We start from the raw sequence: 13,068 nt of genomic DNA, 5'->3' as shown, positions 1-13,068 counted from the left end.
CTAAATCACGTCCCAAGTAACTATCGCTTACTTGGGACTTTTTCTTGTCTTCATGATTAAGTCTTTGAAACTCCGAAAAGTGAATCGTCATAACGTGCTGTGCACTTAGAGGCTTCGGGTCTTCTCTTTACTCACTAGCGGTACTTTCGACATTTTCAAAGCGACAAGTGAGGCAATGATAACTTTTAAGATATCACCTGGTAAATAAACCACGCTTAATACAAGCGCCTCAAATAGTGATATCTCCATCATAAAGGCTTGTACCGGGATACCGAAAAGGTACACGCCCAATACGCCACCAATAAAGTTAGCCATAAAAAACTTGAAAAACGAAGGGCCTTTAAACCGTTCAACGATCAGGCCGATAAAGTAACTACCAAACAGATAGCCAATGAGATAACCCGAAGATGGAACAACAAACACCCCTAATCCACCACGCCCTCCCGCAAGAAGTGGCAGCCCAATAGCGACGAGAAGTAAGAATACAACGAGACTCATACCTGCATATTTACTCCCAAGGTGATACCCTAAAATACTACCAGACAGCATAACTCCAAGTGTTTGCAGTGTCATCGGAACAGGTGAAAAAGCAAGAGGAATCGGCGGAAGTAAACCGAGCACGCCCATCACAGCAACAAAGATCGATATGTACATCAATTTTTTTAAATTCATTGTTAACCTCCGTTATTAATTAGTTAACGATAGTATAGCGGACATCCATTGATTTGTAAACCTAAAAAATAACACCAGCTCCTTATACGTAAGAATAACTGGTGTTAATATATGTTTGTTACCATTATTTAAATTGTAAAAGTAAAGATTCAATGGCTTGTCTTTTGTTTTCAAAGCCGATAAAAGTCTTTTCGACTTTTTGCTTACCCAAAAGATTCCGCTTTAAGAAGATAAACGCTGGGACAATCTTTGAGCCGGTCAGGCTAACCAATTCAGCTTCAACCGTTGGATTGTCTTCAACATTTTTATGCTCATAAACGATGCGTTGATCATTGAGATAAGCTTTCGCTTGTTGACAGTCCCCGCACAGAGGACGGGTGTAGAGAACGAGTTTATCTGCTTTACTCATCGTTACACCGCCTTTGTGCGGGTTGGTTTAAACCGTTTCAGTCTTAACGCATTGACTAAAACAGAGACTGAACTAAAACTCATCGCGGCCCCTGCGAGCATCGGGTTAAGCAAAGGGCCACCAAAGATGTGAAGGAGTCCCATCGCTATCGGAATACCAATCACGTTATAGGCAAAAGCCCAGAAAAGATTTTGTTTAATATTTCTAATCGTCGCATGACTCAGTTCAAGTGCCGTCGGCACGTCCATTAAGTCACTACGCATCAAGACAATATCCGCTGACTCCATCGCGACATCCGTACCAGAACCAATCGCAAGACCAATATCAGACTGGGCAAGTGCCGGCGCATCATTAATGCCATCACCAACCATCCCGACCTTCTTGCCTTCGGCTTGCAGTTTTTTTACTTCATTAGCTTTGTCCTCAGGTAAGACTTCACTTAGCACCCGGTCAATGCCAACACTTTTAGCAATTGCTTCGGCGGTGCGTAAATTATCCCCGGTGATCATCACGACTTCAATACCCATCTGGTGGAGTTTTTCAATCGCTTGTTTACTATGTTGCTTCACCGTATCTGCCACCGCAATAATACCGGCCATTTCACCATCAATCGCAATATACATCGGTGTCTTACCTTCACCTGCTAGGCGATCGGAAGCTTCTTCGACAGCTGTTAATGATATGCCGCGCTCTGTCATGAGCTTTTTGTTCCCTGCTAGTAATGTACGCTGATTAATCGAGACGTCAATACCACGACCTGGTATCGCTTCAAATTGATCCACTGTTAAAAACGTCAGCTGTCTATCTTCTGCGGCACGCACAATAGCTTCACCAAGTGGGTGTTCTGAGCCCTTCTCACTTGACGCTGTTAGTTGTAACAGTTCTTCTTCTGCCGTACTATTTACCGTTAAAATATCGGTGACGACAGGCTTACCTTCTGTGATGGTACCTGTTTTATCAAAGACGAGTGTGTCGAGTTTATGCGTTGTTTCAAGTGCGACACCACTCTTAATGAGCACACCATTTTCTGCGCCTTTACCCGTACCTACCATAATCGCCGTTGGTGTTGCGAGGCCTAGCGCACATGGACAAGCGATGACTAAGACAGAAATCGCAATCGTTAAACTAAATAGTCCTGTCTCACCGGCAATAAACCAACTTAGGCCTGAGAGAATACTAATCACAATCACAATTGGCACAAAGTATCCTGAAATAATGTCAGCCAGCTTTGCAATCGGTGCTTTTGACCCTTGCGCATCTTCCACAAGCTTAATGATTTGTGATAAGGCGGTATCTTCACCGACTTTTGTTGCCTCATATTGTATCGTGCCGTTTTTGTTCATACTCGCACCAATCACAGGATCTCCCGCTGTTTTTTCAACCGGAATACTTTCACCTGTTAGCATCGCTTCATCAATCGATGTTTTTCCTTCAGTGACAATCCCGTCAACCGGTAACTTTTCACCTGGTTTAACAATAATCGTATCTCCTACTCGAACGGATTCAATCGGAATTTTCATTTCTTCGCCATCACGTGTCACTCTAGCCGTTTTCGGCTGGAGACCCATCAACTTTTCAATGGCTTCAGATGTCTTTCCTTTGGAACGTGCTTCAAGATATTTACCTAACGTAATGAGCGTTAAAATGACCGCTGCTGATTCATAGTAAAGGTCCATCGCATAGTGACTCTCACCTAATGCGACCGCAACAGTTGCTCCTAAACTATAAAGAAAGGCTGCACTTGTCCCAAGTGCCACTAAAGAATCCATATTGGGATGGCGTTTCACGAGCGTTTTAAACCCAACATGGAAGAATGGCCAGCCGAGTACCATAACAGGTATGGTTAAGATAAGTTGCAGAAATGAAAAGATAACCGGATGCATCATTGGGTCAATAATGGATGGTAACGGTAAACCGACCATATGGCCCATCGATACATATAACAGTGGCACGGTAAAAATAGTTGAATAAAAGAACCGCTGCCACATCCGTGTCATTTCGGCTTGTTTTTTTACTTTTGTATCTTCTCGCTCTAAAGCGCCTGAAGCTACTTTGGCATCATAACCCGCTTCTTGGACTGTCTTGATAATATCTGCTTCTGTCAGTACTTGTTGATTAAATGCGACGTTAAGCTTTTCGGTCGGAAGATTAACCTGTGCTTTTTCGACACCAGCTAGCTGATTCACCGCTTTTTCAACCGTCTGTGAACAGGACGCACACGTCATCCCACTGACAATAAACGTCGTCTCATCACGTGGTAATTTCAGTTCATAACCAGCATCCTTTACTGTATCAGCTAAATCTTCTAGCGTGACTTTAGCTTCATTATAATGAACGGTTAATTTTTCTGTCGCTAAGTTAACCGACGCCTCACTTACACCATCTAATTGACTGATGACTTTTTCTACTGTTTGCGAACAAGATGCACACGTCATGCCTTCCACTGGTAATGTTTTTTCCATCCTTCTCACCCCTATGTTAAGTGTTAAACAGCATCAGGCAATCTATTCATCTTAGGAACAAGAATAGCCTATACCTCTGACTGTTTACAGTTGTAATCTTTTTTCAATACCTTTAGTTTACAACTGTAATCTTAAACTGTCAAGCGATTGCCTTGTTCTTTCTTGTCCTTCTTTCACTTAAATCGCTTTAGATACTGAACATGCTTAATCGCAAGAATGCCTTGCCAGTATCTTTTAGCGATTAAAAAAGCTTCTTGATCCCTTCCCCACTCCCATGTGATAGGCATATCCCTTCTTCTGTGATGCTCTCGCTTAAGTAGTCACAATGGGCTTGAATGAGGCTTTCATATTTCGGATAAAGCTCATCTTTTTGGTCTTCAATCACATCCATTGGTAGGCCTTGATAGGTTTTACCAAAAGTCGATGGATCTTTGCTGAAGGCTGATTCTTTCAAATGCGTTACCTTCTCATGTAGCTGTTGTTCTTTAGGTAACTGTCCTTTTAATAACATAAGCAGCTGTTGGTAATTGTTTAACTCGTGAAAATTCATTGTTTCAATAGTCAATAAGTGCTCAATAGCACCTGTGAGGATTTGGTCAACAATTATGTCACTGCGCTCATCAGCGGACCATAGCTTTAGATAAGCTGCCAATTCAACGGTCGGATTATACCCCCAGTTCGCCTGAACACCGTCTTCATAATGCCAATGCATCGCATGTGGATACTGATTCATATCAGGTACCACTGTTTGATACAGACCTGTTTTTTCATCAAATGTATTGATCAAATATTGAACGACCGCTTCAACAACCGGATCTTCTTTTGGTAAGTTTAATTCGTTGATAATACGACACGCCGACCATGTTTGAATCGCCGAAGAGTACGGCATCGTATAATCAGGCTCTAAGCCATGTCCAAATCCACCATCATCATTTTGATAAGCTTGTAAACAGTCTCTCACCGATTCTCTTTCCCCACCTTCAAAGAGATACTTCCACCGTGCATACTCTAAGGGTCTGGCGTGTCGTTTCATCCACTGGCTTGTTTTTAATACATCCATTCTATCATCTCCTTATTATTTCACCATTCATCACGGTTATTCTTTTCTTACTGTTTAATTTTAGGTGAAAAAAAACCGAACAACGCAACATGCTTCATGTCACACCGTTCTGTTTTAAATCAATGTAAATCACGTCCAAAAGTTTGTGAAACGTGTCGCTAGTTGATACTTATCATTAAAAAGATGCCCCACGATAACGGCTAAGAAAAACGACTCCGCTTGAGGTTCTCCTCCGAAAATAGAAGAGATGACGATAAAGAAAATAAACCCTAAAACAACTGTTATGACCATATCTACTACTGGATTCATATTAAGCCTCCTCTGTTGATGACTTTTTTAGTATAGCATAAAGAAAATAATAAAAAGAACCGCCTAACCATAACAAGCATTAGACGGTTCACACCGGGCAGGGTGTTTATACTCAACATTAGAGATTACTGTAAGTGATAGAGCGTTACTAACTTTTATTTTTTTAAAGCGTCCACTTGACTTAATACGCTTTTGGTCAGTGAATCAGAATCATGTAAGTGACTGACCACTTCAAGTGTCTTTTCATAACCGTCTGCTTCAATCATTGCTTGAAGTTTAACCGCCTCTTCATCTTCCTTGTAATCATACAACAAAGCCGCTGCGATAGCTTTCGCTAAATGTGTTGGCTCTTCATGAACTAACTCATAATAAAGACGAGCCGGACGAACGAGACGATCATGTTGCCCTAATTTACGAAGCGGTCCTCGCGCTACACGCGTCACTTCATCTGATAGATACGGATTTAAGAAACGCCCTAAAATTTTATCAATATATTTCTCATGTTCTGCTTCAGAGAAATCAAATTTAGAAGTAATCACTTGACCTGATTCTTTGAGTGCACCTTTTACTAAAGCTAATACAGCTTCATCTTCTAATGTTTCTTTAATAGTGTGATAACCGAAGTGATAGCCAAAATAAGCGGTGACGGCATGACCGGTATTAACCGTAAATAGTTTGCGTTCAATAAAGGGATCAAGTGATGGGACACGTGTCATCCATTAATGTCAGGCAAGTCTCCCACCATCATCGATTGATCGACAACCCATTCAGAGTACGGTTCTACTGAGACGGTTAAGATATCTTCGTGTGATTGATTAGGCACAATTCTGTCAACGGCTGCATTAGGGAAACCTACATGCGTCAGTAATACATTCGCGGCCTCAGTTGTCACTTTTTTCATCACTTCGTCTTTTAATAATGCACTACCACCAATCATGTTCTCACAAGCAATGACATTTAAAGGAGCATTAGCTGTTTCTAATCGCTTCGTTAAACCTTTTGCGAGAAGATCCGCAATGATTGGTAAAATAGATGCCCCCACTGCTGTTGTAATAATATCGGCTTCTACGATGACTTCTATAACAGCTTCCGGTTCTTTCATACTGTTGATTCCCGAGATATTTGACACAGGAATTTTTTCTTGTGATTCATCAGCTAGTAAGACGTTGTACTGTTGTTTATCGTTAATTGCATCAATCACTTGTTCATTTACATCAACAAAACTGACATGATAACCCGCTTGTGATAGAAGTAAGCCAATAAATCCGCGACCAATGTTACCAGCACCAAAATGGACAGCTTTCATTTAATTCACCTCTCCGAAAATATCAATAATTTCCTGTTTACTCTGCGCATGAATGATTCTTTCAATGTTTTCATCTTCTGAACACACAATCGCGATCTTAGATAAAATTTCTAAGTGTTCATTTCCCTTGGCCGCAATACCAATTAAGATATTTACATCATTACCATCGAACGAGACACTATCTTTTGTGATCACAATAGATAAGCCTGTGTCTTCTACTGATTCTTTCGCATCTTCTGTTCCGTGAGGAATGGCAACTTTGTTGCGATATAAGTTGTTGATACTTTATCGCGTTCAATCATCTTGTCAATATACGCTGCCTCAATATAGCCATTATCTAATAAGACTTTCCCCGCATAACGAATCGCTTCTTCTTTTGTGTTTAAACTTACACCAATTTCAATGTTGGCTGTTGTTAAAATTTCTTTTTCCATGTGAATCACTCCATTTTCTTATTTTTTGTATTTATGATAGTTTGTCATTAATAAAACTGTTTAGTTCTTGCGATAAATAGCGTTTGAGCCCCTGCTCATCTAGTATTTCGAATGCTCGACTACTCGCTTCATCTCGAATAATCAATGTACTTAAGAAGCTCAACACTTCTAAGACATGATCACTGACCTCAATGGGTGAGAGCATCATCACTAGACGCGTGACGGTCATCTCTTCTTGATTCATTGATGTGAGTGTTAACGGGTGTCTCAAGTCATATAGTTGAAACAATGGTTTTTGAATACTCGCTAACCGGGTATGATAAAGGGCAAGTGACGTGCCTGGTATGCCAAGTCCTCCATGCTTTTCCCTTTCCAGTAACGCGTGCGTCAGCGCCGCGTCATCATGAATCAGTTGCTCCATCTTTAGTCGCTGACTAATCCTACTTAGTATCGCTTTTTTATCCGTGACTTCAATCTTTCCAATATAAAACGTACCTAATATGTTCAAGATAATATTTGAATACAGCTGCATTTTCTCTAGACGATCAAGACTAAACGCGTCATCTTTTTTCGGTTCAATATAATTCCGCTTCAACAAATCTTGCCTTAACTGTTTCCCTTTGATTAAGACATTGATTTTTTCAATATCCTCTTCAGTTAAAATCGTCGAAATCAACGTATACTTTTCTACATAATCTTTTAACGGGATGGTTGATAAAATCAAGTCATAGTCTGCTAAATCTCTTGATTCTAATTCAAATAACGACGCTTGATCAATGCGACTAATGCCACTTATTTTATTTGTCAATTGGGATGACACCATTTTCGATGTCCCAAGGCCACTCGAACAAATCACGAGAACACTTAAGTGCTGCGGTGAAGCTCGTTCAATTGTTGCGGCGGCGAAATGTAAAACAAGATAGGCGATCTCTTCGTCCGGGAAATCCGCATCGAAAATCGCAGCACAGCTGTCTTTAATCGCTTCAAATATATCTGGATAATCCCGTTTAATATCATCCTTTAATGGATTTCCGATATACATCCCTTTTTGAATCCGGTACAATGTTGGTTTCAAGTGCGTTAAAAGATCTTTTAATAAACGGTCTTCGCTGACAAATGTCGCATTTATTTTTTCTCCTACCGCTACGATTAGTTGTTTTGTTAAATACAACACATTGACAGCGGACTCTTCAATAATAATGCCTTTATCAGAACGAAGTTTCGCCCCTAATAAATGCATCGTGATATAGCCGATTTCATCTTTTGGTATCTCTAGTTCAAAAGCTTCACTTAAGCTCAAGATGATTTTTTCTGCAACAGCGTATTCTTTAGACCGTTTAAGTTCTTCTAAATAAGCATGATCAAAATAAATTTGTTCACCCTTTTGAAGGCGTTCAATCGCCAGGCTAAGTGAACCACTAAGCCAATATAAGAACTATCCGCGAATTCATAAGGTAAATCACTTTTAATATAATTGATACTTTTTTCAATCGTGATCAGTTTCGATTGATCCACAAGACCTAACAAGCGTTCAGATACCGTATCAATCGTTGACGATTGTGTTTTCATCTTGCTTTTAATATGGGTGAGAAAATCAAGTTCATCAACATATTTAAAGATAAGATAACTCAATGTGGCACGTTTATCTGACTCTTTTCCAATCAATTCAACCCCGTAGCCTCTTTTTCTTACGAGTTCCAGATTATGTTCCGTTAACACGTCTTCGACTTTGTCTAAATCATTACTAACGGTTGCGACGGTTACATTCAATTCGTTCGCCAGAACGATTAATTTTGTCGATCCATTCGTTTCGAGTAACGTCGTTAAAATAATTGCTTGTCGCTCCTCTGGTGTATAATCCGTAAAGGCGACTTGAGTAAGGGCTAAATCCAACTTAGCTTTCGCTTCTTTTGCTCCAGTAATATGAATGCCTACGCCTGATTTTTTATCTAGCGCTAAGTCATAACTCGTCAAAATGTCTTCGACAATTTTTAAATCTCGGTGAATCGTACGTGTACTAACATCTAACGTTTGCGCCATCGATTCAACCGTTAAACCGTCTGGATGTGCTAATAACTCTTCTAGTATTCTTCTTTCTCTGCCTGATATATACACCGTGTACCTCCTCACCTCAAGTCATTGTTTGCTTTTAGTCTTACCTTACTTTTATGATAAGACAGAAATAAAGCGATTACAATGTATTGAAGTTTCAATTTTGTCGCGCGACAAGATGACAAGATTTAATAAGTTTTGTCACAAACGTGATGAAGACTTACCTTTATAAACATATTTTGTGACAAAGTTTAAATGTTTCTACCGACCGCCTACATATATACGCTACTTCCTTATTCCCCTCAAACGTCAAAAGAAACCTTACCTTCTGGCGCTATCAGTATCTTGATACTTTAGCTTTATCACCAGAAGGTAAGGTTGAACGTGTTATCTATTTAGAAAGCTGATCAATTAATTCTTGATATTTCGGACTGTTTAGGAAGTTTTCAACCGATACATGAATCGCATCTGGTCGTTTATTCTTCGCACGATCCGTTAGATCTTTATGTGTAATGATTAAATCAGCATCTTCCGGTAATTGGTTGATGGCTGTATTCGTTACTTCGACATCGACATTCGCTTTTTTGAATTTATCTCTTAATAGAGACGCTCCCATAGCGCTTGATCCCATCCCAGCATCACACGCAAAGACAATCTTTTGTACATTGTTTTGGTTAATTTCTTTTGAAGCAGATGGTGTAAATGAGTCAGATACACTACTCTTTTTACCTTTCATTGCTTGCATTTGTTCTGCCGCACCTGAAAGATCACCGTCATCTTCACTCTTATCACGCTTCAAGATAACTGACGCAACTAAGAACGATACCGCTGTAGCAACAAGCACACCGGCAAGAACGCCAATATAGTTACCACGTGGTGTCATTGTAAGTAAGGCAATGATACTACCTGGTGATGGAGAAGCAACCAGACCTGCATCAAGTAATGAGAAGGTGAATACACCACTCATACCACCGGCGATCGCTGCAATAATTAAGCTTGGCTTCATTAACACATACGGGAAGTAAATTTCATGAATACCACCGACAAAGTGAATCAACATCGCACCATATGAAGAAGATTTAGATGCCCCTTTACCAAATACCGCAAAGGCTAACAGAATACCTAAACCTGGTCCAGGGTTTGTTTCAATTAAGAAGAGAATAGACTTACCTGCTTCAAGTGCTGCTTCTGTACCAAGTGGCGTAAACACCCCGTGGTTAATAACGTTATTTAAGAATAAAATCTTAGCTGGTTCTACGAGTAAACTTGCAAGTGGTAATAACCCAGCATCAACAATCGCCTCTACACCTGAACCTAACGCTTCGTTTAAAGCACTGACGATTGGTCCCATACCGACAACACCAACACCAGCTAGAATAGCGGCTAAAATACCCGCTGAGAAATTGTTGTAAAGCATTTCAAATCCGGAACGGATTTTTGGTAAAAATGGTTTGTCAATTGTTTTCAGTAGGAATGCCGCAAGTGGTCCCATAAGCATCGCACCTAAGAACATTGGCGTGCCTCCCGCACCGACAACCACCCCCATTGTAGCAATGGCACCAACGACACCACCACGGGCACCGTACACCATCTTACCACCTGTATAACCAATGAGTAATGGTAACAGATACGTGATCATTGGACTAACGAGTTCGGCCATTGTTTCATTTGGCCACCAGCATCTGGAATGAAAAAGGCCGTGATTAGCCCCCATGCGATAAATGCTGCAATATTCGGCATAATCATGCCGCTTAAATAACTACCGAACTGTTGAATCTTTGCTCTTGCTCCCTTTTTAGCCATAATAAAATTCCCCTTTCAAATTATAAAAGTAATAGTAAGTACACCTTAATAATAAAGCGTTTACATAGGGATATACAAGACATTGTAAACGCATATTTGTCACTCTAATTGTTGACAAGATTAAAATAACCGATATGACAACTGCGAATAATGTCTTGTAACACATGAAGTATAAGGGTTTTGACGCTGACATGTTTTCAAGTACCTCCCCTGACTTATGTCGTTTTGTCACTTGTTCTGATCCAAACGTAGCGTCCTTTTCACTCACGTCATGGGGGGCTATCATGGATTATCACAGACAATTGCGCAGTAAAAAAGTTGATGGGAGGTTTTATCCTTCCATCAACTTTTTTCTTTGAATATATTCATTAACACAAAGTTTTACTCATCCAACAGCATAATCGCTTCCGCATAATCATCTTGACTCGGCTGATATTCTTTCTCTTTTTGAGGGAAACGTTGATCAAATTGATCCACTTCCTCTGATGTAACTTCTAACGCATCAGAAAACACAACATGTCCCTCTATTCCATTTAACGCCTTTTCATATAGTGGCAGAACTAATAAGCCTTGATAATACAGACCATCTGGCATTGACAGGTGATAATGTTCTCCACCTTTAAAGCCATAAGGTTGATAATGATGCGGATAGCCGAGCGTAATAATCGCCCGGTAGCCTAAGGATTGTGCTTCTTTGATTGTTGTTGTGATGAGGACTTTTCCTAACCCTTGGCGTTGATACTTTGGCGAGATAAATACTGGACCAAAACTAATGGTCTCGATCACATGATTGGCTGGTGTGACAATTTGTGACGGTGTATAAAATATCGCCCCTTCAATCTCACCATCAACTTCTATGACAGAGGTCAAGTCACGAATGCTATCTTTATGATGATGAAGTTTATGCACCACCGCATGTTCTTCTGCTCCTGGTATATAAAGATTCCAAAATGCGTCGCGACAGACGGTCTCCACTCGGTCGAAATCTTCAGGTTGTTCTTGTCTAACAGTTACCTTCAAGCGTATCCCCCTCATCATTGTTTTCGTTTTTGTTTTGCGAATTTGCGCGCCTGCTTCATGCCACCGACGTCTTTAAACATGCGTTCCGTTTTCTTTTGTTCAATCGCTTTACTTGTTAAACCGGCATAGTCTGCTTCGTGTTTAAGCTTGACATAACTGTCTAGCCGTCTTTCATCAAGCTCACCTGATTGTATCGCTTGTTGGACGGCACAACCAGGCTCATTTGTATGGGAACAATCCTTAAATTTACACATCTTACTTAACATATCAATATCTTGAAAGGACGTTGCTAGGTCTGCTTGATCAATACCAAGCTCCCGCATACCAGGAGTATCTATCACCACACCACCAAAGATAGTCGGGTAGCTATCACGACTAGTTGTTGTATGACGTCCCTTCGCTTCTTTACCGACCGCTTTCGTTTCTAATCGACGGTCACGAAGCAACATATTGATCAATGTTGTTTTCCCAACACCAGAAGAACCAATGAAAGCAGCGGTTTTACCCGTTGTTAAATACGGGTGAAACTTTTCTCTATTATCTTCCTTACTCGACGTCACAATAACATCGGAATAGAATGACATAGCTTCTACCTCACCGAGAGCCTCTTCGACACGGTTCGATAAATCTGCTTTTGTGAGTACAATCACCGGAGTTGCGCCACTATCCCATCCAACCGTTAAATAGCGTTCAAGCCGGTTTAAATTATAATTTTCATTTAAAGACATCGCGATAAATAAGTAATCAAGGTTACTTGCGATGACTTGTGCTTGATGACTGACACCGACGGCTCGGCGCAGCAACAGACTTTTCCGTGTTAAAATATGATGAATCCTCACAATATCTGATGCCTGACTCTCATGATCGACCATGACAAAGTCACCAACAGCTGGGTATTCGGCGCGGTCAGTCACGGCATAACGAAACTTGCCTGATACTTCTGCCATTCTCTCTCCCATCGCTGTAGCAACTTTATACATACCTTGATACTGGGAAATCACGCGTGCTAAAGCCAAATCTTCATATAAACGTGCTTCCTGCGTAAATTGTTCGGTTAAACCATACATCGTTAATTTATTCATGTTAAGTGATAGCCTCCTCTTATTCACTTCGAGGGAAGGAGGGTGTAAGGATTAGTTTGTTACATCCTCCTTTTCCATCACAATCTCCAAATATACGCTTGTTTGTGTCATATAACATACTCCTTGCTTTATTTTTTTGGAATCAAATATCGTTTGGAATCAGTGTACATGAAAAAAGATTTCAAAGACACTATTGATTATTTTTTAACGCTTATATTTTATTCGAATCAACACAATATTTAACCAGATGCTGATGGGTATAAGTCCAAGCATCACCGGCACAGACGTATCTGTATAGCCAAAGACACGCACTTCCTTATTAATTATAGGTAAAATACCTAGATAAAGGCCAATAATGACGATGTAGACAAGAACAACAGCTAGAAACGTCAGTCGTGAACTTTTCTTTTTACAAATAAATCCAACAACCAACGCCAAGACAAACGATATCAATAGAAT

At 40.3% G+C, this 13,068-nt stretch carries 12 protein-coding genes and 2 pseudogenes; all 14 read right to left on the bottom strand.

Going from position 1 to position 13,068, the window contains the following annotated elements:
• Positions 1-105 precede the first annotated feature (105 nt).
• A complete protein-coding gene (locus tag JCM19043_RS09590; RefSeq protein ID WP_062322053.1) occupies positions 106-672 on the bottom strand; it encodes a biotin transporter BioY in 567 nt (188 codons plus the stop codon).
• A gap of 124 nt (positions 673-796) precedes the next feature.
• The gene (locus tag JCM19043_RS09585; protein WP_082394515.1) at positions 797-1,081 is read right to left on the bottom strand and encodes a glutaredoxin family protein; all 285 of its coding nucleotides are present in this window, start codon (positions 1,079-1,081) and stop codon (positions 797-799) included.
• A gap of 2 nt (positions 1,082-1,083) precedes the next feature.
• A complete protein-coding gene (locus tag JCM19043_RS09580) occupies positions 1,084-3,543 on the bottom strand; it encodes a heavy metal translocating P-type ATPase (protein WP_062322051.1) in 2,460 nt (819 codons plus the stop codon).
• A 241-nt stretch (positions 3,544-3,784) separates the two neighbouring features.
• A complete protein-coding gene (locus JCM19043_RS09575; RefSeq protein ID WP_062322049.1) occupies positions 3,785-4,603 on the bottom strand; it encodes a hypothetical protein in 819 nt (272 codons plus the stop codon).
• Between the two features lie 129 nt (positions 4,604-4,732).
• Entirely contained in the window at positions 4,733-4,912 is a 180-nt protein-coding gene (locus tag JCM19043_RS09570) for a hypothetical protein (RefSeq protein ID WP_062322047.1), read from the bottom strand.
• 155 nt (positions 4,913-5,067) lie between these two features.
• On the bottom strand, positions 5,068-5,628 hold the full coding sequence (locus tag JCM19043_RS18845; protein WP_369813839.1) for a hypothetical protein: 561 nt from the start codon (positions 5,626-5,628) through the stop codon (positions 5,068-5,070).
• On the bottom strand, positions 5,625-6,218 hold the full coding sequence (locus tag JCM19043_RS18840) for a hypothetical protein (RefSeq protein WP_369813838.1): 594 nt from the start codon (positions 6,216-6,218) through the stop codon (positions 5,625-5,627). The genes JCM19043_RS18845 and JCM19043_RS18840 overlap by 4 nt, the downstream gene beginning before the upstream one ends.
• Positions 6,219-6,652: pseudogene (locus tag JCM19043_RS09560) on the bottom strand (PTS sugar transporter subunit IIA).
• A gap of 31 nt (positions 6,653-6,683) precedes the next feature.
• Positions 6,684-8,024, bottom strand: a complete 1,341-nt coding sequence (locus JCM19043_RS16060; RefSeq protein WP_231631491.1) for a BglG family transcription antiterminator — start codon at positions 8,022-8,024, stop codon at positions 6,684-6,686.
• Positions 8,000-8,767 carry an HTH domain-containing protein gene (locus tag JCM19043_RS16055; protein WP_197274791.1) on the bottom strand — a complete coding sequence of 256 codons (768 nt, stop codon included), beginning with the start codon at positions 8,765-8,767 and terminating at the stop codon, positions 8,000-8,002. Before JCM19043_RS16055 ends, JCM19043_RS16060 begins: the two co-directional genes overlap by 25 nt.
• Before the next feature lie 328 nt (positions 8,768-9,095).
• Positions 9,096-10,507, bottom strand: a pseudogene (locus JCM19043_RS09550) (PTS mannitol transporter subunit IICB).
• A gap of 381 nt (positions 10,508-10,888) precedes the next feature.
• Positions 10,889-11,527, bottom strand: a complete 639-nt coding sequence (locus tag JCM19043_RS09545) for a GNAT family N-acetyltransferase (protein ID WP_062322045.1) — start codon at positions 11,525-11,527, stop codon at positions 10,889-10,891.
• A 14-nt stretch (positions 11,528-11,541) separates the two neighbouring features.
• Positions 11,542-12,609, bottom strand: coding sequence for a ribosome small subunit-dependent GTPase A (rsgA, locus tag JCM19043_RS09540; RefSeq protein WP_062322043.1), 1,068 nt, complete (start codon positions 12,607-12,609; stop codon positions 11,542-11,544).
• 204 nt (positions 12,610-12,813) lie between these two features.
• Positions 12,814-13,068: hypothetical protein (locus tag JCM19043_RS16885; protein ID WP_186808961.1), on the bottom strand; the 255-nt coding region annotated here is incomplete at its 5' end.

The sequence above is a fragment of the Halolactibacillus sp. JCM 19043 genome (assembly GCF_001310395.1).
Classification (GTDB): Bacteria; Bacillota; Bacilli; order Bacillales; family Amphibacillaceae; genus Halolactibacillus; species Halolactibacillus miurensis.
This window is presented reverse-complemented; position numbering and strand designations above follow the sequence as displayed.

Coding starts and splice junctions, on each gene's coding strand:
- JCM19043_RS09590 (WP_062322053.1), bottom strand. CDS start 672: ATGAATTTAAAAAAATTGATGTACATATCGATCTTTGTTGCTGTGATG.
- JCM19043_RS09585 (WP_082394515.1), bottom strand. CDS start 1,081: ATGAGTAAAGCAGATAAACTCGTTCTCTACACCCGTCCTCTGTGCGGG.
- JCM19043_RS09580 (WP_062322051.1), bottom strand. CDS start 3,543: ATGGAAAAAACATTACCAGTGGAAGGCATGACGTGTGCATCTTGTTCG.
- JCM19043_RS09575 (WP_062322049.1), bottom strand. CDS start 4,603: ATGGATGTATTAAAAACAAGCCAGTGGATGAAACGACACGCCAGACCC.
- JCM19043_RS09570 (WP_062322047.1), bottom strand. CDS start 4,912: ATGAATCCAGTAGTAGATATGGTCATAACAGTTGTTTTAGGGTTTATT.
- JCM19043_RS18845 (WP_369813839.1), bottom strand. CDS start 5,628: ATGACACGTGTCCCATCACTTGATCCCTTTATTGAACGCAAACTATTT.
- JCM19043_RS18840 (WP_369813838.1), bottom strand. CDS start 6,218: ATGAAAGCTGTCCATTTTGGTGCTGGTAACATTGGTCGCGGATTTATT.
- rsgA (WP_062322043.1), bottom strand. CDS start 12,609: ATGAATAAATTAACGATGTATGGTTTAACCGAACAATTTACGCAGGAA.